This is a genomic window from Thermofilaceae archaeon (genome assembly GCA_038731975.1).
Classification (GTDB): Archaea; Thermoproteota; Thermoprotei; order Thermofilales; family Thermofilaceae; genus JANXEW01.
Genome location: JAVYQJ010000001.1, coordinates 40552 through 62124, shown reverse-complemented (window position 1 = coordinate 62124; position 21573 = coordinate 40552). Strand labels below are relative to the sequence as shown.

Below are 21573 nucleotides of genomic sequence, written 5' to 3'. Positions count from 1 at the left end.
ACCTAGGCTTCTAATCTTGCTCCCTCCTGGCTTATGGTAGCTACGATTACTCGCTCCGATAGTCTAGAGAGCGCTTGTGCGACTTTTCCCGCGTCCTCGCTCCAGGCTAGCGCGAGTACCATTCCTCCACCTCCCGCGCCCGTTATCTTGGCTCCGAGGGCTCCGGCTTGGCGGGCAGCGTACACCAACTCCTCTAGCTTCACGTTCGAAACTCCGATCGCGCTGAGGAGCCCGTGGTTGATGTTCATCAGCTCGCCCAGCGTGGGGTAGTCGCCGCGCTCTATCGCCACCTTAGCCGCTTCCGCGAGGTTTGCCGCCGCTTCGTAGACGTGGTCTAGGATGCTAGCGTGCCTGGCTTTAAGCGCGAGAACCTTGGAGACGAGCTCGCCAGTGGACCGCTGTATGCCGCTGTCCGCCAGTATGATGCGGACGGGGCTTAGATCCGCCTTAAGCTTGGTGAAACCCTGCCCCCTCTTGTAGTAGATGACGCCGCCGTAGGTTGAGACCGTGTTGTCTATGCCGCTGGGCCTCCCGTGGACTAGCGTCTCGGCCGCATAGGCTACCCTAGATATCTCGTCGGGGGGTAGGGAGATCCCGAGCAGTGCGGCAACAGCCGTAACGGTCGCTACCGCTACTGCCGCCGACGAGCCCATGCCCGATGAGGGCGGAATGCCCGACTCCACTCGCAGCCTAAGGCCGATGTTGCAGCCAGCGAGCTTCAGGACCTCACTGGCTGCCACGTACACCGGGTAGAGGGGGCCGCTGGCCGCCTTGCCTGTCTCGAATACCTGCCTCCCCAGCTCTCTGGAGTCCACTTCAACGATCCCACTAGTGCTCAACCTCTCAGCCTCAACTGTTGCGCGCACATCGACAGCCGCAGCGATCGCGGGGCAGCCGGCTACGACGAAGTGCTCGCCGACGAGTATAGTCTTTGCCGGGGCGCTGGCTTTAACCAACGAGATCACCGAGCACTTCCGCGAGGCGCTTCAGGGTCGCGTTGTACTCGGGCTTCTTATACAGGAGCACAGCCGCTAGGGTTTTGACAGTCATATCGTTGGTGCAGGCATCCCCCTCCTTCGGGCACTTCTCCATAGCCTTCTCGTAAGCTTCGATCCAGAGGACGTGTACCTTCCTTATGAGCTCCGCCAGCTCGGGTATCTTGTCCCTTAAGTGGGGCGCCATAGCCGCCAGATTGGCGGCCGCAGCTTTAGCGCGCTCCTCAACGATTGAGGCGTAGTCCTCGCTGCCGGGGATCAAGCCTTCCGCCAGCTCGTAGGAGACGATGAACCTGCGGGCTGTAGCCCTGTACCACTTGACTAGGAGGTTACCCCTCTTGCTCACCTTCACCACCTTAACGAGACCTCCCTGCTCGAGAACGGAGAGGTGGTGGGTGATTGATGAAACGTTCTTACCGAGAACCTTCGCCAGCTGCTGGGGTGTCATCTCGGCGTACCTGAGCAGGGAGAGAATCCTCCTTCTGGTGTCGTCCGCGAGGAGCTTAGCTACCGCTGGGTCTCTGATGACGACTACCTCGCCAGCGGACATTAGGCTCCGCTTCAACTTGTAGTTTTTAAACCTGCGTACAAAGTTGCGCGTTAACCTTTACTACAGCATTGGGGAGTTTCCATGGGGAATGCCGCTAGCCTGCAAAGTGTACGAGTTGAAGGGCACAACGCTAGACCGCATCATCGAGGCGCTCGAGGAGGGCTCCCCGGGAGTCGCCGCCCGGAGGACGGGCACGGGTGCTGTAGGCTCCGTGGAGCTAGCCGAGGGTTTGAAAGTCCCCTTCGAGATCTACAACTTCCGGGGGAAACCCTTCCTCATAGTGTTTGCCGGTAGAAGAAGGGCTGCAAAGGCCGCGAGGATGCTATCGCGCTTAGCCAACGTGGAAGTCCTGGAAGTCACCTTGCGCCCTGAAAAGGTTCTAGACGCCTTCGCTGGCAGCGTGATCAAGCTTGTGGTCTTCGACATGGTAAGGGTTCCAGGGCTCCGCAGGGTCGTTCTTTCGGGAGCGGCGGTCTCCGACAGCGAGCTCTACAAGGAATTCGCCGCGACAAGCGAGATCCGATACGTCCTCTTCCAGACGAGTGAGGGTCTGGTGCTCGGAGTCAGCAACTCCTGTACAATCGTTGCCTTGTCCAAGATCTCGGCGGAGGACATCTCATCCACGGTGAAAGAATACCTGCTACCCCTCATCTCACCGCTAGCATGACGACCTACTTCATCGGCTTCTTCGCCCCATTAACGAGGTTCGACCGCTTCATACCACCGGATTTTACTCCGCTACCCGTCGAGCAGAGGCACTTAACGCTCCTCTATTTAGGCTATCTGCCCGACCCCATAGGAGCATGTATCAGGTTCTCGAGCGTACGGCATACAAAGCTTAGACTGGAATTCCAAGGGCTTCAAGCATTCCCGAACGAGACCAAGCCGCGGTACCTAGCTGCAGTCCCCACGCTCGATAGCCAGCTGCTGCTCGCTAGGCTACGCGACGGGCTGTCCCAGCTCTTTCCTAACTGCGAGGAGCGGTACGGGACGTTCAGACCGCATGTTTCGATTGCTCATACGCGGAAAAAGGCCAGCATTGATCTGTATGAGGCAGTACTGAAGGCTGTTAAAGCCAGCCGGACGATGAGCGAGAGTATCATCGTCGATAAGCTCTGCCTGATGTCCGCTAGGGAGGGTGTCGTTAGGGCGGTGTGCTGCATCGATCTCTGTTAGCCCTGAAGCGCGCGGAACCCCTCCTCGTCTAGTAAGTGCTGCAGCTCCTTATTCTTTTTGAAGTAGTTGACGGCGAAGCTACACACAGGAACAATCTTGTAGCCGTTCTCTCTAGCCCAGTTCACCGCGTAATCGGTTAAGCGGGTCGCAATCCCTCTTCCCCTGAACTCGGGCGGAGTGTAAGTCTTCGTTATGTACATCTTGCCCTCCCTTATTTCATAGCCTAAGAAGGCAAAGGTTCCGGGCGCCAATCGTATGAGGAATTTTCCCAGCTCCGGCCTGTGTATAACCTCGTACTCGTAGCTCACAGGCGGCAAGGGCACAGCAGATTATTTAAATTGCCTGCTTAAGGGTCACGCGGGCCCGTGGCCCAGCGGTGGGGCGCCCGCCTTACAAGCTTCGGGTTGCAGCTGAGCGGGTCAATCGGACTAGGAGCGCGGGAGGTCCCGGGTTCGAATCCCGGCGGGCCCACCAAGCGGATTTTGTAGGCACCCACTCAGAAGGATCTGTTTTAACGGTTTATCGTCCGACTTTTACAACTCCACTCTCTTTATCTGGGAAAGTACTTTCTCACGAAGCTTTTGCGGTGGTTCCACTTCTACCAATATTTTTCCTTGCTCCATCACTTTGACCAGGAGGGGTTGCATGGGACGCCCGCAGCGAGGGCAATTGGGTGCCCCCTCGCTCTCGAGCACGACAAGGTCAATGAGGCACTCCCAGCACCTATAGGCCTGCTTTTTCCCACTATACTTACCTCTTTTCGCTATCGGTACCCACTTCTCTCCAACCTTTACAGACACGATGTCTAGTGCGTAATCTATGTAAGGTGCATTGGCTATAGCTGAGCCCACCCCGAAGACGTCGGCTCCCGCTTCGGCGAGGGCTGGGATGCTGTACTCGTTAAGCCCGCCTGAAACAACAATTTTTACGTTGGTATAGCCGGCAGCCTTTAGCTTCCATTTAACCTCCCTCACGATGGAAGTCATATTGCCCCTTCTGCTCCCCGGGGTGTCGAGGCGCACCCCCCAAAGCTTATCGCCCAAGAGATCGGCTGCCTTCAGCGCCTCCTCCGTCTCGTCCCAGAATGTGTCAGCTAGCACGACTCTAGGGACTCTGGGATCCACGTGCTTATCGAAAGCGAGCCAAGCCTGCGTGTGGTCCCCCCTCACGGCCCGGAACACGATCATGAGACTGTGGGGCATCGTCCCTGACGGGGGTATACCGATAAGCTCTGCACCCTTTACGCATGAAACCCCATCGCAGCCCCCAATGTAGGCGTAGTAGTCTACACACGGAGCTATGGCGGGGTGCGTTCGGCGGGCGCCGAACGATAGGACGATCTTGTCCCCGGCAGCCTTCTTCACTCTCGCGGCCTTCGTGGCGATCCCTGATGCTGCCGCGAGGAAACCAAGGAGAGCAGTCTCATAGAGGGCGAATTCCCCGTACGGCCCCTCTACGACCATGACCGGCATCCTAACCCCTCTGTAATCCACCGGCCTCAGTAGCGTAGCCTCCGGTACCGAGTAGACATTAACGCGTTTACCCTCGAGAAGTCGGAGAACCTCAATTGACCCGGCGTACACTACCCACTTATAGTCTTCTGGGATCGCGCTGATCGTCACTTCAGCTGCAACTTCCACTTTGTCCAAGCCTTCGCCAGTTAGGATCTGGAGTGTCCTCTCAAAGTACACGTCGGTCGTCTTTCCGCTCTTTATTTCATCTGGTAGCGCGTATATGAAACTCATCGGTACCACGCCCCTAATACAAACTCTTCATTCACGTATAGGGAAACTTTTTTGCCCTTTCGCTCCTCCCTCACGAGTCCCAGCCTTTGCAGAATCATCAGATGACCTGCGAGCGTTCCCGGGCCGATGTTCAGCAACCTGGCTAATTGCCGCAAGTTTATGCCGGGATTATCAAATAGCGCTAGCATGATCTGCCTCCTCACTGGGTGAGTTAGCGCTTCCCGCACCGTAAGTATCTTGCTTGGCACTGCTGCTCTCTAGTCTGATGTTCTTTTAAAGTTGCTCACGATGCAAAACGTTATAAGCGCGTCCGAGCCTCTGCACTGTGCGCTGCGAGCTTTGTGGCGAGGAGATTAGAGGGGTCCCGTACTTGGGTATCGTTGATAGGGCTGAGCTCATCCTCTGCGAGAGATGCGTTAAGCGTGCCAGTAAAGTGTATGGACCGCTGGGCCAGCGGCGTCAGGTTGAGCCTAAGAGAGAACCAAAAAGAGTCCCCACGCGCGTCCGGAGAACGCAAGTCACGGAGGAGGTGATCGAGGATTTTGCTGAAGTGATTAGGGAGGCTAGGGAGCGCGTTGGTTTAACGAGAGACGCCCTGGCAGCTATGGTTGGGGTTAAAGTGTCAGTTATCAGGAGGATCGAGGAGGGAAGCCTAGTCCCTCCCGTCGATTTAGCGAAAAAGCTTGAGAGAATTCTTAAAGTTAAGCTAGTAGAAGTAGTAGAGGAGGAGCGCGTGGGGAAGGAGGGGGTGGGAGCCGATTGGGAGCAAACGCTCGGAGACATAGTGGTCTTCAGAGAGGAGGACGAAGAGTAGAGTACACGCCCGTAATCCTAGTTGAACGAAGGCGTAGAGGTGAAAGGAGCCTTCTGTACGAGCTTAAGGATCTAGCGGAGGCTGCGGGCTACGTAGTCGTGGACGTTGTCAGCCAGGTTCGGGATCCCGACCCCAAGTACAACATTGGCGCTGGTAAAGTAGCCATGCTGGCCGAGCTCGTCAAAAGCAAGGGAGCGAAGAAGGTCATATTCTTCAACGAGCTTAAACCCCACCAGGCCTACAACCTAATGAAGGAGCTTAAAGTCGAAGTGATTGATAGGTTCGACCTCATCCTAGAGATTTTCTCCAAGCGGGCTGGTAGTAAGGAGGCAAAGCTTCAAATCGAGCTTGCCAAGCTGAGCAGAGAGCTTTCGTTTGCCAGAGAATGGCTTAGGCTAGCGAAGATCGGCGAGCTGCACGGCTTCTTGGGCGGTGGCGAGTACGCGATCGATACCTACTACAAGCACGTGAGAAGGCGTATCGCGAAGATCAAGGAAGAGCTGGCCAAGCTAAGGGCTCGCAAAGCGGAAAGATGGCGGCGAAGGAGCATTGATAGCGGCCTCTACTACCTGGCTTTGACAGGCTACACGGGAGCCGGAAAAACCACGCTCTTCAATGCACTCACCGGGCAGGCCGCCTACGTAGATGGTAAACCTTTCGCCACTCTTTCCACGAAGATGGGGCGCGCGATCATCGAGAACCGCCCCGTCATAGTCTCTGACACCGTTGGCTTCATCGACTGCCTACCCCCGCAGCTCCTCGACGCTTTCTACACGACCCTCGGAGAGGTTGTCCTCGCGGATCTAGTGTTACTGATCTATGATGCCAGCGAGGAGCCCAGCGAAATTGAGCGGAAACTTACAGCCAGCCTCACAACCCTTCAATCGTTGGGAGTAGATAGGAATAGAGTACTTGCGGTGGCCAATAAGGTAGATCTGATCAGCGACGATGAGCTGCACGACGCGCTCGAAATTGCCGGAAGGCTGGGCTTGGAGCCAATAGCCATATCGGCACGAACGGGCTTTGGGTTGGATGCGTTAAAGAGGAGCATACTCGATAAGCTGCCGAACTATACTGTAGCTGAAATAGAACTGTCGACGGTTGAAGATCTTTCGAAGCTTTCAAAGCAAGTCTACATCAGGCAGATTATCGAGGATGATGGCCGCGTTAAGGCGATTGTGGAGGGGAGGGAGGAGTGGTTGAGAGCGTTCATCTCGAGGCTGGAGAAGAGCCGATAGTAGTTGTCCTGAGGGTAGGGCACAGGCCCGGCAGGGATAAGAGGATATCCACTCACGTGGGTTTGGTTGCGAGAGCTTTCGGCGCTCAGGGGGTGATCTTCGCGGGGGAGATCGAGGAGACCGTTATCAAAAGCATCCAGAGGGTCGTTGAAACCTGGGGTGGCCCCTTTTTCGTGAAAGTAGTGCGTTCGTACAGGGATGCCATCAACCAGTGGAAGGAAGAGGGGGGCATCGTCGTTCACTTGACGATGTATGGAGAAAACATCGTAGGATCTGATGTTCTTGAGAGAATCAAGCGGAGAGGTAAGAAAGTCATGGTCGTAGTGGGGGCTGAGAAGGTTCCTGCAGAGCTCTACGAGCTCGCAGACTTCAATGTAGCCATTGGAAACCAGCCGCACAGCGAGGTGGGCGCTTTAGCCGTCTTCCTCGATAGATTCTTCGGAGGAGCAGAGTTGTTGAGGGAATACCTCAACGCGAAAATAAGGATTATACCCTCGCCGCGCGGCAAAATCGTTGAAAAGATCTCCGGCTAAACTGAGTTTCCTTAGCATCCCGCAGAAGTCAAACCAAGCCAGTAGGTAAGGGGGCGCTACACTCGGTACCCTCGATATACGCACCATCTAGAAAAGCTTGATAAGGGGAGCAGGACTTAATTAACCTAAGGGGGTTACGCTGGGATCGACCCGATTCAGGTGTAGCGGGGTGATGAATTGGTGAGTGAGAGGGAGCAGGTACTATCTACGCTTGCGAGGAAAATTCACGGCGAGATCGCTGGTAGGATCATAGACCGGCTGATAAAGGTAGGTGAAGCAACGGATGAGCAACTATCTCAAGCATTGGGAATCGAGATTGGCGTGATAAGGAGGACTCTGAACGCTCTCTACGAGTCGCGGTTGGTGAAGTACCGTCGCGTTAGGGACGTGGATCAGGGCTGGTACCTGTACTACTGGCGGCTAACGGACGACTTCCCCACTCGGGTGCTAGAGGAGCGCCGGCGTAAAGCGCTGGAGATTCTTAAGCGCCGGTTAGAGTACGAGGAGGGTAACAGCTTCTTTTACTGCCCCAGTTGTAGGTTCAAGTACTCGTTCGACGAAGTAGTAGACTACATGTTCCGGTGTCCGAACTGCGGCAGCGATTTAGAGGCGCTCGACAATGGGGTAGCCGTTGAAAAACTAAAGAGGGCTATCAGAATCCTTGAGGAGTTAAAATTCGAACAATAAAGGGAAATGAATTATGGATAAGGCTAGGCTATCCAGTCCAAGTGACTTGGAGTTGAGAGAGCTAAGGGCGCTTCTGGCCTATCAGTTTGGGAAAGGGGCTGAAAACCTGCTGAACGGGGTTGTCGAAGTGCGTAGATCGCCTCTTACGGGCAGGATAAGGGAGGTTTACGTGAATGGGGAATTGATAGGCACTATAAGGGCCAGTGACGGCTTCTTCGTACCATCGCTAAGAGGGGCCGAGAAACTCCTAGCTATACTTCCATTCCCTAAATCTCGCGTGGTGGTTCAGAAAGATTTAGCCAAGTTTGTAGCTGAAGGAAGAAGTGTCTTTTGCAAACATGTGGTAGCAGCTGATACGGAGCTTAAACCTGGTGACGAAACCCTCGTTGTTGACGATGAGGGACACCTAGTTGCCATCGGTAAGGCTGTAGTAAGTGGCAGCACAATCCTAACGAAGAAGACGGGGGTCGCTGTCAAAGTGAGAAAAGGAGTCAAAAACGAAGGATAAAAAATCAGAAGATCACTACTTGTAGAAAACTACGTACCGAAATTGTCTCCTATTTTCTATCCTAATATTAAAATTGTTTCTCAGAACCCTCTCCATCTCCCGGTAAAAGTATTGGTTGGTCAACCTAGATGGGGGTTTCACGCGGGGAACTAGCCCCCTGATGGCGTTCAGGTCGGTGGTCCTCTGCTTGTACGCTACATACGCGTAACGTAGAAGGGTACGGAGCTTTATCGAGACCATTCGGGACTTGGTGTTTCTTAAAATCTCCTTAGAAACGAGGACAACATGTTCAAGCAGATGATTTCTCTCAGAATCCGTCATAGGGGCTCCGCAACTTACCTCGCGCTCTCCTTATAAGTTTTTCAGTAAATACTTATATATTACTATAAAAGCATAGTTGATAGCTGACGATTTTAACCTAGGCATTTGCCGAAATGCCTAGAACATTAATTCGGGTCGGTCACTCCCAATCGGGGATAAGTTTAGCTAGATCGGTCTCATGTAACTCGAGCAGCTTGGATATCTCCGTCTTCCTGCTCTGCCATTGAACCCTGTTAGTCATGCTCCACACGTAGCGCTTTGCTTCTTCGCCTTTATTCGGTTTAAAAACTATCACTAGCTTCTTTGGAGAGTTATTGTCCAATACATCGTAAAGCTTCAAGACAACACCCTCAGCCTCGTATAGAGAGACTTTGCAGTCGAACTCATCCCGTGAAATCGCATGTGCAATGTCAGCTATGCTCAGCTGCAGGGCATCCCCGAAGTCCATATCAAAGTGGAGAGCATCCTCTGACAAAATGAAGGTTCTCGTCGTACCCTGAACCTCAGTCAACCTGTGATTCTCAACTAGGTAAAGCCTCCCCTTGGCTTTGACCGTGCGGGGGATTGGATCGTCAAACCTAGCGTAAAAATCGAACGTTTTAACCATCATCGCGGCTTCACTCCTCCACTGGTATCCCGAAGCGTTTCGATGCCATGACGTGCTCCTCGTAGGGTATGGAGAATACATCTGCTATGCCTTCGTAAGCTCTCTTGTACGGCTCACCGCTCATGAGTTTCTTAATATTTCGAACGTACACCTCTTCGGAAAGCTTCCTTCCGGAGATTTTCTCCCACTCTTCCATCGTGTAGGAGAAGAACTTTTGAGCACGATCCCTGTACATTTCGGGGAGGACGTTGAATGTGCAAAATGGCACGATCCTTCCGTCGGGCATGGCATAGTGCACCTCGCACCTCTGCACTCTGCTGACGTCGTAGTTGTAAGTGTCCATAAAGTGCATTAAGCCCAAGAAGAGGGACTGGTAGTGGAACTCTCCCAAGGCGGAGTAGTCGTGCTTCACTAGTATGTTGAAGATGTATCGGAGGAATTTCCTCTTTTTCCTGAACCTTCTGGGAGCTTGGCTTACATCAACGTACTTACCCAGCTTCGTTAGAGTACTCAGTAGGACGATGTACTTGTTCCTCCCGCGCTTGATGTCACTCGCTGCTTTGTCCAGCAGCTCCATGATACCTGCTACATCGACGAACCTCGTGATCGGAATTAGTTCATCAACGCTGTCCCAGAAGAGGTACGTGGCAGCGCCGCAGGCGAAGTGACACGTGAGCTCAAACTGTGGTCTTCCCGTTACCACCTCGACGAACCTCGAAATTGGCGCTACGGTAGGCACAGGGTACCAGTCTTCCCTCCTGATTTGGCCTCCAGTTTGTTTCTCGATCTCTGCCAGAACGTCGGGTATTGTAACCCTCAGTTTCTCGCGTTCCCTCCTTGGAACCCTCCCCACGATAGATACAGGCTGCATGTTGACCCCTCTCACGATGTCCGCGTGCTTCACTCCGAAGCGGATGATGGAGCCGACTTCGTGCAGATTGTACTCCTTGATGACGGTAGGAACGAGCACAGCGCCTAGCTTCGCCCTTCTGAGGTTCTCAAGCGTGTAGGGTATCTCCCAGTGGTTCTTCGGGTTCGTGTACGGTGTTACACCGTCGAAGCTGATGTAAATGACGTTTGTGCCGGCTTCCCGCAGCTTAACCGCTAGATCCGGTTCAAAGGCTAGCCGCACACCCTCAGTGTTGACCTGAACGTGATGATAGCCCTCTTCCCTCGCGATCCTCACTATATCGACGATGTCTTCTCTCAGCAGGGGTTCGCCCCCCGTGAATTGCACAGCGACGGCCGGGTAGGGGAGCATCTTCCTAGCCTCTCGCAGCATGAATCGTATGTGGTTGAGTGAGGGCTCGTAGACATAGCCGGCTTTAACGGCGTAGAAGAAACAGTACCAGCATCTCAGCTCACACCTATTCGTAACAGCGATGTTCAGCAAAGCGGTATGGCTCTTGTGCCGGGCACAAAGCCCGCAGTTGTAGGGGCATAGGGCTTGCAACTGAACGTTCGGAGTCCACACTCCCTTACCATCCTTCTGCCATCTCCGGAAGCGCTCGTAGAGCGAGTAGTCTCCGAAATACAGTTCCTCAAACTCGCCATGCTCGGGGCACACCTTGCGCTCGTAGACCTTCCCATCCCGTTTCACGAGTACGGCCGTGACTAGCGAGTAACAGTAGGGGCAGACAGATAGGGTCTTCGTGACGAGCTCTTCCCCCTCGCGAAGCGGTGGGTAATCGCTTAGATAGACCTTGTAGTCAATACCCGGTTTTGGAAAGAGAAGAGGGATGTACCTTCTAACTTGCTCGCCGATTTCATCGGGGGGCAGATCCTTGATTTGAAGGTAGTTAACACGGTCAAGCACGAGGGTTGAAGAGCTATCCGACATTTGAGTCACCAGACCCGCGTATCCCCTCCTTTTCGACGGCTTAAATGGTTATTGCGAAGAATGTCCGTCTGCTCAAACGACTCCCGAAAGCATTTTATAAAACAGTTGATAATGGCCGCCTGTGCAGCCGAAAATCCTCGTTGTACAAGTGGAAGTACCAGAGAAAACAAACGTCATACTGGGCCAAGCCCACTTCATCAAGACGGTGGAGGACCTTTACGAGGCGATCGTCACTACGGTTCCGGGCGCAAGCTTCGGAGTAGCGTTCTGTGAAGCATCGGGCCACCGGCTCGTCCGAGTCGAGGGGAACGATGAGGAACTAAAGCGGCTCGCAGCAAAGACTGCCTTCGAGGTTGGTGCTGGTCACTTCTTCGCCATCTACCTGCGTGGGGCTTGGCCCATTAACGTTCTGAACGTCATTAAGGGCGTCCAGGAGGTCGTGACGCTGTACTGCGCGACAGCTAACCCCGTTCAGGTCATAGTAGCTGAGACCGATCAGGGACGCGCTGTGCTGGGAGTCGTTGATGGGTTTAAACCCGTCGGAGTGGAGGGGGACAGTGAAAAGCGTGAAAGGATGGAATTCCTGAGGCGAATCGGGTATAAGCGAGGATGACAAAGCAGGCGATCATCGTCAGGACTGACATTAAGATGGGAAAAGGGAAGCTGGCGGTACAAGTTGCACATGCCGCAGTCACCGCAGCTGAGGTGGCAAGGAGAGAGAGGCCCGATTGGTTCGAAGAGTGGGTGAAGAGCGGCCAAAAGAAAATCGTGCTCAAGGTTTCAAGTCTAGAGGAGTTGGAGAGTATTTACAGGGAGGCCTTGATGATGAACCTCCCAGCAGCATTGATTGCCGACATGGGTCTAACGCAGCTGCCCCCGGGCACCGTAACTGCGGTAGCGATCGGGCCCGCACCAGAGGAGCTAGTAGACAAGTTGACCGGCAAACTCAAGCTGCTATAGAGTAATGCCCGCACCAACGCGTTCGCAACTGGACAGAGATCTCGGAATTCTGTTCTACGTAACGGAGGGAGAGGGTATCGGGGGTGTTCTACGTGAAAGGTTGGAGGATTTCAAAGTTTTCGAGATCGCTCTTGGAAACATTCTCTGCAGACCGGGTTGCTCCAATCAGCTCAGCGGTTCAGGGGACTATGTGTGGTTCCTACTCGAGAAGCGAGGCGTTGATACGTTGACAGCATTGCGCGCTCTGGCACGCGCAATCGGCGTCAGCCACAAAAGGTTTAGTGCTGCCGGCCTAAAGGACTCGCGCGCTATCACATTCCAGCTCGTTTGCGGCGAAGGCATCGACCCAGGCTCAATACCGAAGAGGGTTGGTGAGAAGGTTCTGATTCACGACGTTTTCCGTATGCCTTTCAAGCTTGCTCCAGGCATGCTCGTGGGTAACCTCTTTGAAATAACGGTGAGGCGATTGAGCGTTCCCCCCAGTGAGGCGGAGGAAAGGATAAGCTCGCTGGTAAATGAAATTTGTGAAGCTGGTGGGGCACCGAACTATTACGGTTACCAACGCTTCGGAACAATTAGGCCTATCACCCATGTGATAGGGAGGATGATCATACACGGTCGCTTTGAAGAGGCTGTAAGAGAGCTCCTAACGCGGGTCTTTCCATACGAGTCGCAGAGAGCGAGAGAAGCCAGGCAGTACCTGGCGTCAACCTGGGATATTGAAGGTGCCCTCAAGATTTTCCCAAAAAGGCTGCACCATGAACGGATGATTCTACAATACCTTTGCAAGCACCCCGGTGATTACACAGGAGCAATACGCACCCTTCCAGTGGCAGTCAGGCAGCTGTTCATCGAGGCTTACCAGGCATACCTGTTCAACAAGGTGCTGAGCAGGCGCATCGAAGCAGGGCTACCGCTAGCAGAACCGGTTCCAGGCGATCTTGTCATGCTTGGAGACAACGAAGGTGCCATCCTCCGAGCTCGAACAACCAACTTAGACAAGCTTCGCGAACTGGTTGCGATGGGAAAAGCGAGCGTGGTAGGTAATGTCTTCGGCTACTCCAGCGTTCTAGCCGAGGGCGAGCCAGGCCTCATAGAAAACGAGGTGCTTAGAGAAGAGGGGTTATCGCTCGACTCCTTTAAGATCAAGGCGATGCCGGAGGCATCATCGAAAGGTACCTATAGACCCTTCGTGATGAACGCTTCCCAGCTAGAGTGGAAGGTCATCAGCAATGACGCGCCTGAGGCGAACTTCCGATTCGTGCTACGTCGGGGATCTTACGCAACCGTGCTCATGAGAGAGTTTGTAAAACCAACTGATCCAGCTAAACAAGGTTTCTAAATAGTTATTTTTCATTCATTTAACTTTAAGAAAAGGTACTTTTGACTATCCTCTTCAGTCCTGAGTCCAAGCATCTCCGTGCACATCGCTCTTGCGGCTCCTCTGAGGAGTTCGATAGCTCTTGGTGGCGTCATTCCTAGCTCCGCACACGTGACGCGCCAGCTCTTAGCTTGAAGAACCTTCGTGATCAGCAGCAGTTCTTGCTCCTCGCTAAGGAAATTGAACCCTTTCATGAAGTACACTCTAGCTAGCTCGACCATGCAGTCCATACAGTTTTCCAGCGTCATATCTCCTTGCGCGTACGAGATTAACCTACCGATCTGGTGCGGCGTTAAGTTCCACGTGACGTCGACGCTTGGCGTTGAGCGCAACAGCGCTCGAACGATCCGAGGCCCCAAATCGTGGTAGGGTTCCGCAAGCGATAGCAGCAGCCTTCGTTTAAATTCCATGGCCATCGTACTTACGTATGTAGCAACCTTCTCGTTCAGCGGCTTAACGACGAGCGCGGAATACTCACCGCTCACTGGATTTCTTTCGGGCGATAGGTGCAGCGGCACGTAGCCGTTCTTAAGCCAGAAGTTCAGGAGCTCCAGAGTAACTCCGAAGCCTGCACCCACCCAGTCGTACCCTTCCTTCACAGCCTCATTTTCGATCTCCTTCAGAGCTAAGGAACCTAACCCCTTTCCCCAGAGATCCGGATGCGTCGCTATCCTGACTATTCGAAAGCCTTTAAACCTGCCAAAATCTATTAGCTTGTAGTACTTTATCAATCGATCCGGTATGATGTTACCCATTATCCACGCCCCCCTAGCGCACTGTTTAGCCAATTCCTCGTCAAGGGGGCCCTCTTCTGCCAGTTCGATAGAAACGACTATCTTGCCGTTCTCTAGCTTAAGAGCCCGAGCTCGATGGTGGGGGGCATCCATTATCATTCCCAAATCGTTGGGGTTGTTCCTGTAGTGAGCCATTATGTAGATCCCGAAGTACTCCCGTAACGACTTTTCGTCCACTAGGAAGAAACTTTCAGGATCGGGTGCCCAGTATGTTACTCTCTTCTCCTCAACTAGCTTATGGTCCTCCTCGGTTATCGGCGCCGGTTCAGCGTCTAGCAAGAGAGTGTCGAATGCCCATCTTTCCACAGGATCGCCGGCAGAATACCTTATGGGTTCGCTCATTTCGTACTGAAGGATCTCAACATTCCTCAACTGCTTTAGTCTCCGCAGGAAGCGGACGGAGAACCCCCTCCCTGCACCTTCATAACCGTGGATTGTTGAAGAGTAGATCACCTTCGAGTGCCTTCTTAGGAGCGCGAAGAGCATGGGAACTTGTAGCGATGCGGCCTCGTCTACTGCCAGGATGTCGGCTCTCTTCGTGACGGCTTCAAGGGGGCTGAAGTACTTTATCTCAATTCCCCTTGACTTCAGTCCGGTTACGTATCCTTTCTCTTCGATTGCTTCTACCTTATGCCCAAGGTTCGTAAGCCCGAGCTTAGCGAAACGGAACAGCACCTGCGCGTTAAGCTCATTCGGCGCAGTTACTATGATTCTGCACCGGCCCTTCGCTCTCCTCAGCTTATGAGCTAGAGCCGCCAGAGCCAAGCCAACGGCCGCAGATTTACCCCTCCCTCTGTCGGCTGTAATGACGGCAACTAGCTTTTCCCCTTCTCCAACCTTCTCGTAGAATCTCTCAAGCAATCTAAGAACCTCAACCTGGTCTTGCGTAACCGCTAGGTTGTATACCTCGTCGGGAAACTTCCTATTCTGAGGAACTTCTACTTTTATCTTTCTAACCTTTGCCACAGCCTTGGGACAGTTTGTGTACTTCAGCACCTTTCTGTTATCAACATCGTATATAGCTATACCGTCGAACTGGAAAAGTTTACGAATAAAACGTTCCTCAAACAATCTCCTAAGGTGCTCAGCGCCGTATTGTGGAGTTAGAAGCATGCTCTGAAACCTTGTTACCATCTTGTTCAGCCGCTGCGGGCTAGGCATCATGAGCACGTATAATCCGCCGCCCGCGACAACGCCTGAGACTCGGCCAATGTCGTTCGGCTCAAGATTATTGATTAGATCTACCACCGCCGCGTCGAATGTTCTACCTAGTACTTTCTCGCTCTCATGGTACGGTATATAGGTAACGGTTTCGCGATCTTTCACTAGTTTTTCAAACAGTTCCTTCCTCGATACTCCATCCTCATAGAACGCGTGGTACATGTAAAGTATTCCTTCCGCTCTAATCTCGCTAAACCTTAAGAAAATGTTAATCGCCTCGGCTGCTGCGGCTACTAGATTCCCATCATTTTCACCGAAGAGTACGAGCATTACTCTGTGGTTGGCTCGCCTGGCGTACTTGATGGCTGAGCGAATGTCATCAACTATCTCCTCGTTTAGCACGAAGATCTTCACGGCGTAAAAGAAGCTCTTAACCAGCACCTTTTAAATTCGCCACCCGAGCCATCTACGCGGGCTACTCTGGGTTAAGCCTGTAGGCTTTCCAGTTTAGCTCGCACTTTAGGAGCGGCCTCCCGTGCCATTTCAAGCGCCCTTGTCAACTCCTCGACCGTGAAGCCTCCTCTTCCACCCTTTTGTATGGCACACACGTGACCGTCCTTCGTTAGAGCGAACGTGATCCTAGCGTCCATGACGAGCTCCTCTTCGTAGGAGGGATCTATGACTATCGCGTCGCCGATCTTGGCTAGTGTCACGAAGACAGGTATGTCTGCTATTGGTAACCGCGTTTTTTCCTCGGTTTTAAGGAGCGTGCCTTCCGCAGTCACCGTGTACTTAGGTATCTTGGCGTTTAGCAACGCTGCCATTGCAGCGAGCCCTGATGCATCAATAATGTTGCCGTCATGATCAATAGGGTATATGTCTACGAATATACGCCAAACCTGCTTACCCGGGATCAACACCAGCTCCTCCAGTTTCAAAGCTGGCGCGCTGCGAAGGCCCCTGTCGATCACTCTTGCCAGCTCGATATCATTCTCGTCCGGTGGCCCAGGTTCAAATATTGGAGATGCTAGCGGGATAAGCTCCGCATGAACTACCTGAACACCCGCACCGGGACTATCGGGGAAAGGCTGACCCAGCGAGGCTTTCACACCAGCGATCACCTTGGTGTGCCCTAGGGACACTCTTGCCGACCCCTCCGCGTTTCCTGCGACTCCAACCTCTATTGAGATTTCCCTAAACTCCTCAGGCTTTCGACCATCGACTCTCTCACCCCGCTTTATCATCGAGCGTATAGCTTCGCGCCGCGGCGCAGGGATCACGGTATACACTCTTTCGCTCACTCAGCTCACCTACTCGTACTCTAGACTAACTTTTGAATACCTTTCTTTTAGAGCTCTCCGCTGCTCCTCGTAAAGCTTCATTACAGCCTCCCTCGCCATTTCGAGAGCCTGAACGATCTCTTCTGGGGTGAATCTTCCATCGGCCTGTAGCAGCGTCACCTCCCTGAGCCTAGGCATCATAGCGATTGGCATGTCGCCCTCACCATGCTGATCCTCAAGACCGTTAAGGTCGATTGCCAGCTTGCCTTCGATCTTTCCAATCGAGACTCCTGCTACCAGGTCTCTCATTGGTATGCCGGCGTCGGCGAGAGCTACGGCCGCAGCCGTGATTGATGCAACTCTTGTACTACCATCTGCCTCGATAACCTCGATGAAAACATCGACCGACGTCCTGGGGTATTCCTCGAGGAAGATAGCGGGCTCCAGGGCCTCCCTGATCACCTTCGATATTTCTATCTCCCTTCGGGTGGGTGAGGGGCTCTTCCTCTCCTCGACTACGGAGAAGGGTAGCATCGAGTAACGGCATCTAAGTAGCATTCTATCCGGTAGAGCTTCGTGGCGTGGATGAACCTCCCTGGGCCCATAAACTGCCACTATAATCTTATTCCTTCCCCACTCTATGTAGGCGGACCCATCCGCGTTTTTGAGTACTCCCGCTTCAATGCGGAAAGCTCGGAGCTCGTTTAGCGCACGCCCATCGAGCCTTCTCCCATCATCCGTCAATAGCTTAACTTTACCCTTTTCCGCCATCGATTTCACCCCCTACCTACCAGTGCGGAAGATACGAGTTTCTTTGCAGCCTCAAGAGGATCCTCGATGTACGGCTCTGCACACAACCGCTTGATTACATAAGCAGCCGCAGCCTCACGATCAGTTTCTCTACCTATAATTACTACGCGCCCGTTCCTCCCAATGATTAGTTCAACACCAAAGGTTTCCTTAAGGTAGTCGGCAACTTGACCCTTCTTACCGATGACTCTAGAAACACGAGTCGGCGGAACTTCCACCAGCAGACCCTTCTCCATCTTACCCAGTTTCGACTCCTTCACGGTCAGAAGAGGATCGTGGAGGAAGTCGAACGACAATACTTTAGCGATTACTACATCTCCTACTTGGAAGATCTCCGTCAGATCCCTAGCAGATGGCGAAGGCCGTGGGAAGACCTCTGAAGCCTGAAGGATGGCTGTGTAGGGTGAGTTGATGTCAACGAGCCAGAAGGTGGGTCCAACGTCAATAACTTTTCCCACTACGAGGTCCCCTTCGGAGGGGATGTAGCTCCGCTTCAGGGGGATCAAGCGAATCTTTCTCGGCTTCTCGACTATAGCGACGCTCAGAACCTTGGCGTAGTACTTCTTGCCGCTAACCATGTGCGGACCGCTGACCTCGTAGGACCCTTCTGCTACAAGCTCCCCGGGCACGACTATCTGCCCACTCGACACGTACAGGGATGGCATGCTTCAACCACCTATGTTCAAAATCTTCACCTCGCCCTCCCCCCTTGTGATCGCGCCGACCTGCGATATTACGCTCTCTGTTAAGCCTGCGGGCACTTCGAGCTCCGCCACTAACGACCCGTCGCTAGAGTATTCGCTTCTCACAATCCTCCCAAGCCGGCTAAGAGCAGTGTACGTCTTACCAGCGTACTGTGGGGGAACTCGGACTGCGAGCAAGGCTTTAGCGATTTTCAGAGGTAAAACGCGGCTGAGGGCCTTTATGGCCTCCTGGACTTGCACCTCAACAGGCTTGAAGGGATCAACTGGGAATCCGACTTCCTCTAGCGCGAGTTCTATCCTCTTCGGCGGGTGAGGCGCATTGGTGCGAGGATCGATCGCGTTGCGTGAAAGGAACTCGATGATCTGCCTCTTCTTCATCTCTATGAGCTCGCGCCGTTGATCAGCCGTAAGTTGAAGCTCTCCCTGTTTTATGATCACCTCCGCGACACGGATTACATCGTCTGTGCCGAAAACCGCATGTAGATCCTCGGGCGATGCCTTTAACCCTTTCCGTGCATCGTAGTAGACGTGCGGGCTCTCAACGATCTCCCTTATGCTTATGTTCTCCCCCTCCTTGAACTTCCAAGCCTTCTCCACGTCCACAACCACCTCAAACTTCTTACCGCCTTTAGATAGCCTAGCGATAGCCAGCTTCTTTGAACCCATACTGTGAACCGTACCTTGAAGCTGCTTATAAAAGGTGCTGAGCTCGCAAGGGGAAGATTTTTTACGAGCCCTCAAACCTGAGTTAACAGTGATGATGGAGGTGAATGCTCGAGCCTTAAGCAATGATGACCCGCAGCTGTCTGAACATTGATCACTCGATCCAAGCGCCTGTGCTCAACTTCTCCGGAAGATACTTCTCCGTTAAGAACTTGAAGCCGTAACCGCTGAGTGCTTCGATCTCAACCTTCTCCTGCTTCTCGAGGAATAGTTTTAGTTGCCTAACCCATTCCTTAGATTCCCTAAACCAAGGGTAGTTCAGGAGCTCCTGAGCCCTCTTCAAGTCCCTCTCTTTCGCCTTTATGATGAAGTTCCGCGGTATCTTGTAGTCGTAGATGTCCGTTACAGTGAGCCCAAGAAACCTTGCTCCAGGAGTTGCTAATCGCTCGCTTTCGTAACCGAGAGTTATCGATCCGCTTCTGTATACGCTGTAAATGTAAAATCCGTAAGGATCCGCGTCTGTGAGCACGTACACAGGAAGCCCGTGCTCCTCCCACAACCTCCTTACCATGCGTCTCGTACTTCTATCCGGCTGCCCCTTACCTGTGACCAGCAGGCACCTGTTCTTCTCCCAGAACCTCTCCTTGTTCAGCCTGTTGAATATCGCATCCTTCTCGATCACCAAAACATACTCAGCGTCTACGCTGAGCAGCTCAAGCGAGTCAGGGTTCGGCGGGATGGAGTACGCACCATCACCCATGCGCGAACAATCGATAGTGTCTGTCCCCGATCGGATCACGATGCGCCCAACTATCTTGCCCTTAGTATCATGCAGAATACCCATGTGTTCCCTTAGATGTCCTGTAAGCACCTCTAGATCCTGAATAATGGAGTCCGATTCCTTTTGCGTGTCCCACGTTTCCTCCCTTCTCGGCTTGCCGAACTCGTCAACGTACTCCAAAGTGTGTTTCCCTGCGTAGTAGAGGTCCCTTATGGTTGGGTAGTCCCCCTCTCGGATAGCCCTAACGATCAGGGAGAGCATTAAGACAGTCTGCATGAATCTCCTCGCTTCCCCCATATCGAGGAACTCCCTCCTCAGCTTCTTCGAACCTAACTTCAGCAGCTTCGACTTCGGATCCCAGACTACGTTGGCTAGCGTTCTGACAGGTATTTCCAGAAAGGGTTCCTCGCCGTTCAATACTTGAGAGGCGATCCTTCGTCCAACCTCTTCCAGCGCCTTTAAAGCCTCTGCCCTGTGACGATCGATCAGGTTTCTCACCGGCTACCACCCCTTGCAACCTTGCTCCTAACCAGGTCATACAGTTTACTTCGAAGCACGTTTTCGTCAATGCCTGTCACGTAACTCGTTGATCTGGCGACATCATCGATGTACTTCCTAATCGTTGTTTCCCACCGCTTCACCTCCAGCTGCTTCTCTAAGCGAGAGAGGTAAAGCCTCAGCCTTCGGGCGCACTCCCTTACTCCAGCTTCTAACTCGCTCTCCAATTCGGGCACGTCAGCTACTGCCTCCTTTCCAACCCCTTTAAAGGGGACTTTCGTGGAACATACATGTGTCACGATCGCTAAGGGTGCGGGGAACTCCACTTTGTAGATCCTCCAGTCTATTTTATCGCGCACTACTTTCGTTGACACATCTACACCTTCGTCGTATAGGAGCGGTATCTTGTTAGCGAACCTTAGCAACATCGGAGCTTCAACCGGAGCTATCGCGCCTCCATAAGCTAGCGCGACTTCGACAATGAAGGGGTAGCCACCGTATGAAGAGGGGGGTCTTGAAACGGCGGTTACGAACTCAGGGTTTAGAACCGTTTTTACGCCTTCTATGAGAAGCTCTTCGCCAAGAGGAGATAACATGTTTGCTTTCGGCCTTCTCCAGCCACTAAACTCTTGCATTTTAGATGCTAAAAGTTCTATTTCATCATTTTTCAAATTCCTTATTTTAACATTCGGATCAAAGCCTGCCCACTCGCAGAACTTCGCAGCCGTGACGGCTCCGACCCCATCAAAGTTCTCCATCAGAAACTCCTGTAGTGTTGCACTCTTCTTCGTACTTTCTATCATCATTTTGAGCATCTCCACGTCCACACCCTTCGGGTGAGGTTTACCTACCACTGGCGATGGTGGAAGCTTGCTCATCGTACGCTCAAACTTCAACGATAGGTCAGGTGCCTCAAAGATGATGGTAGCGTAAGGCGCTATGAGGGCCGTCCGCCTTATGTACTCTTCCACCCTCTTTTTGGCTTGACTCCAGTTCCCCCTAAGTACAAGCTCTACTCGCGTCCCATGCCAACCTGAGTCATTCTTTGAGACTTTTATACTCTTTATTATGGGGACATTCTTCTCGATGCTAATCATCACTTCAAATTCGTAGATGAACTTCGAACGCCTTGTAGCAGTTCTAACTCTGACCGGCTGACCAGTAGTCATCTGCGCGTAAAGAACTGCCATCTTCACTCCCAAGCCGAACACGCCCCTACTTTGCCTCAAAACGTACTTTGACCCGTAGAAGACCCTGCCGAAGACGTTTGGCACCTCGAGAGACGAGATTCCAATGCCGTTATCCTCGACCGCAAGGAAGACCCTACCTTCGGAATCCTCCTTAAGCTGAATCGTGATGAGAGGGAGGATGCCATGCATTTCGGTAGCGTCGAATGCATTCTCCACAAGCTCCCTGACAGCCTGGTAGACAGCCCTTGCTGGGTTCGAGAAACCTGCTATCTCCCTGTTCCGGTAGAAGAACTCTGAGGGGCTAAGCTGCTTGAATCGCTCACTCACAGGCTGCTCC

General features: G+C 53.0%; 24 protein-coding genes and 1 tRNA gene. 11 read left to right on the top strand and 14 right to left on the bottom strand.

What is annotated here, in order from left to right; all coding sequences use genetic code 11:
* Nucleotides 1–2: 2 nt before the first annotated feature.
* Together mvk and QXF46_00325 are read right to left on the bottom strand one after the other, a co-directional pair.
* Nucleotides 3–956 (bottom strand): mevalonate kinase, encoded by a 954-nt coding sequence (gene mvk, locus QXF46_00330; protein ID MEM0225315.1) that lies wholly within the window; start codon nt 954–956, stop codon nt 3–5.
* Nucleotides 949–1545 (bottom strand): winged helix-turn-helix domain-containing protein, encoded by a 597-nt coding sequence (locus QXF46_00325; GenBank protein ID MEM0225314.1) that lies wholly within the window; start codon nt 1543–1545, stop codon nt 949–951. Before QXF46_00325 ends, mvk begins: the two co-directional genes overlap by 8 nt.
* 88 nt (nt 1546–1633) lie before the next feature.
* Between QXF46_00325 and QXF46_00320 the strand changes: the two genes are divergently transcribed.
* Complete coding sequence (locus QXF46_00320) at nt 1634–2212, top strand: hypothetical protein (GenBank protein ID MEM0225313.1); 579 nt, start codon at nt 1634–1636, stop codon at nt 2210–2212.
* Entirely contained in the window at nt 2209–2721 is a 513-nt protein-coding gene (locus QXF46_00315) for a 2'-5' RNA ligase family protein (GenBank protein MEM0225312.1), read from the top strand. The genes QXF46_00320 and QXF46_00315 overlap by 4 nt, the downstream gene beginning before the upstream one ends.
* Here the strand turns inward: QXF46_00315 and QXF46_00310 are convergent.
* On the bottom strand, nt 2718–3029 hold the full coding sequence (locus QXF46_00310; GenBank protein MEM0225311.1) for a GNAT family N-acetyltransferase: 312 nt from the start codon (nt 3027–3029) through the stop codon (nt 2718–2720). The genes QXF46_00315 and QXF46_00310 overlap by 4 nt on opposite strands.
* Before the next feature lie 51 nt (nt 3030–3080).
* Between QXF46_00310 and QXF46_00305 the strand changes: the two genes are divergently transcribed.
* Nucleotides 3081–3195 (top strand) — tRNA-Val (locus QXF46_00305).
* Between the two features lie 59 nt (nt 3196–3254).
* Here QXF46_00305 and QXF46_00300 read toward each other — a convergent pair.
* Nucleotides 3255–4466: a nicotinate phosphoribosyltransferase gene (locus QXF46_00300; GenBank protein MEM0225310.1), complete on the bottom strand. Its 1212-nt coding sequence runs from the start codon at nt 4464–4466 to the stop codon at nt 3255–3257.
* Complete coding sequence (locus tag QXF46_00295; GenBank protein MEM0225309.1) at nt 4463–4714, bottom strand: winged helix-turn-helix domain-containing protein; 252 nt, start codon at nt 4712–4714, stop codon at nt 4463–4465. The genes QXF46_00300 and QXF46_00295 overlap by 4 nt, the downstream gene beginning before the upstream one ends.
* A 77-nt stretch (nt 4715–4791) precedes the next feature.
* Here QXF46_00295 and QXF46_00290 point away from each other — a divergent pair, with 77 nt between their 5' ends.
* The 5 genes from QXF46_00290 (at nt 4792) to QXF46_00270 (ending at nt 8246) form a co-directional block, all read left to right on the top strand.
* On the top strand, nt 4792–5280 hold the full coding sequence (locus QXF46_00290) for a multiprotein bridging factor aMBF1 (protein ID MEM0225308.1): 489 nt from the start codon (nt 4792–4794) through the stop codon (nt 5278–5280).
* Nucleotides 5226–6518: a GTPase HflX gene (hflX, locus tag QXF46_00285; protein MEM0225307.1), complete on the top strand. Its 1293-nt coding sequence runs from the start codon at nt 5226–5228 to the stop codon at nt 6516–6518. The genes QXF46_00290 and hflX overlap by 55 nt, the downstream gene beginning before the upstream one ends.
* A complete protein-coding gene (locus tag QXF46_00280) occupies nt 6476–7051 on the top strand; it encodes a tRNA (cytidine(56)-2'-O)-methyltransferase (protein ID MEM0225306.1) in 576 nt (191 codons plus the stop codon). Before hflX ends, QXF46_00280 begins: the two co-directional genes overlap by 43 nt.
* A 180-nt stretch (nt 7052–7231) precedes the next feature.
* Complete coding sequence (locus QXF46_00275; GenBank protein ID MEM0225305.1) at nt 7232–7738, top strand: hypothetical protein; 507 nt, start codon at nt 7232–7234, stop codon at nt 7736–7738.
* Nucleotides 7739–7751: 13 nt separating this feature from the next.
* The gene (locus QXF46_00270; protein MEM0225304.1) at nt 7752–8246 is read left to right on the top strand and encodes a PUA domain-containing protein; all 495 of its coding nucleotides are present in this window, start codon (nt 7752–7754) and stop codon (nt 8244–8246) included.
* Nucleotides 8247–8706: 460 nt separating this feature from the next.
* Here QXF46_00270 and QXF46_00265 read toward each other — a convergent pair whose 3' ends face one another.
* Nucleotides 8707–9177 carry a hypothetical protein gene (locus tag QXF46_00265; GenBank protein ID MEM0225303.1) on the bottom strand — a complete coding sequence of 157 codons (471 nt, stop codon included), beginning with the start codon at nt 9175–9177 and terminating at the stop codon, nt 8707–8709.
* A gap of 7 nt (nt 9178–9184) precedes the next feature.
* Nucleotides 9185–11014, bottom strand: coding sequence for a radical SAM protein (locus QXF46_00260; protein ID MEM0225302.1), 1830 nt, complete (start codon nt 11012–11014; stop codon nt 9185–9187).
* A gap of 121 nt (nt 11015–11135) precedes the next feature.
* Here QXF46_00260 and QXF46_00255 point away from each other — a divergent pair, with 121 nt between their 5' ends.
* The 3 genes from QXF46_00255 to truD are packed head-to-tail and all read left to right on the top strand — an operon-like array spanning nt 11136 to nt 13316.
* Nucleotides 11136–11627 carry an adenosine-specific kinase gene (locus QXF46_00255; GenBank protein ID MEM0225301.1) on the top strand — a complete coding sequence of 164 codons (492 nt, stop codon included), beginning with the start codon at nt 11136–11138 and terminating at the stop codon, nt 11625–11627.
* Nucleotides 11624–11974, top strand: a complete 351-nt coding sequence (gene pth2 / locus QXF46_00250; GenBank protein MEM0225300.1) for a peptidyl-tRNA hydrolase Pth2 — start codon at nt 11624–11626, stop codon at nt 11972–11974. The genes QXF46_00255 and pth2 overlap by 4 nt, the downstream gene beginning before the upstream one ends.
* A gap of 4 nt (nt 11975–11978) precedes the next feature.
* Nucleotides 11979–13316 (top strand): tRNA pseudouridine(13) synthase TruD, encoded by a 1338-nt coding sequence (truD, locus tag QXF46_00245; protein ID MEM0225299.1) that lies wholly within the window; start codon nt 11979–11981, stop codon nt 13314–13316.
* A gap of 11 nt (nt 13317–13327) precedes the next feature.
* On the opposite strand, the gene QXF46_00240 is transcribed toward truD, so the two are convergent.
* The 7 genes from QXF46_00240 to QXF46_00210 form a co-directional block, all read right to left on the bottom strand.
* Nucleotides 13328–15751 (bottom strand): GNAT family N-acetyltransferase, encoded by a 2424-nt coding sequence (locus tag QXF46_00240; protein MEM0225298.1) that lies wholly within the window; start codon nt 15749–15751, stop codon nt 13328–13330.
* Nucleotides 15752–15795: 44 nt separating this feature from the next.
* On the bottom strand, nt 15796–16611 hold the full coding sequence (rrp42, locus tag QXF46_00235; GenBank protein MEM0225297.1) for an exosome complex protein Rrp42: 816 nt from the start codon (nt 16609–16611) through the stop codon (nt 15796–15798).
* A gap of 9 nt (nt 16612–16620) precedes the next feature.
* Nucleotides 16621–17361 (bottom strand): exosome complex exonuclease Rrp41, encoded by a 741-nt coding sequence (gene rrp41, locus QXF46_00230; protein MEM0225296.1) that lies wholly within the window; start codon nt 17359–17361, stop codon nt 16621–16623.
* 5 nt (nt 17362–17366) lie between these two features.
* Nucleotides 17367–18065 (bottom strand): exosome complex RNA-binding protein Rrp4, encoded by a 699-nt coding sequence (gene rrp4, locus QXF46_00225; protein ID MEM0225295.1) that lies wholly within the window; start codon nt 18063–18065, stop codon nt 17367–17369.
* A 3-nt stretch (nt 18066–18068) separates the two neighbouring features.
* A complete protein-coding gene (locus QXF46_00220) occupies nt 18069–18770 on the bottom strand; it encodes a ribosome assembly factor SBDS (protein MEM0225294.1) in 702 nt (233 codons plus the stop codon).
* Between the two features lie 151 nt (nt 18771–18921).
* Nucleotides 18922–20046, bottom strand: coding sequence for a DNA topoisomerase IV subunit A (locus tag QXF46_00215; protein ID MEM0225293.1), 1125 nt, complete (start codon nt 20044–20046; stop codon nt 18922–18924).
* Nucleotides 20043–21563: a DNA topoisomerase VI subunit B gene (locus QXF46_00210; protein ID MEM0225292.1), complete on the bottom strand. Its 1521-nt coding sequence runs from the start codon at nt 21561–21563 to the stop codon at nt 20043–20045. Before QXF46_00210 ends, QXF46_00215 begins: the two co-directional genes overlap by 4 nt.
* Between the last annotated feature and the right edge of the window lie 10 nt (nt 21564–21573).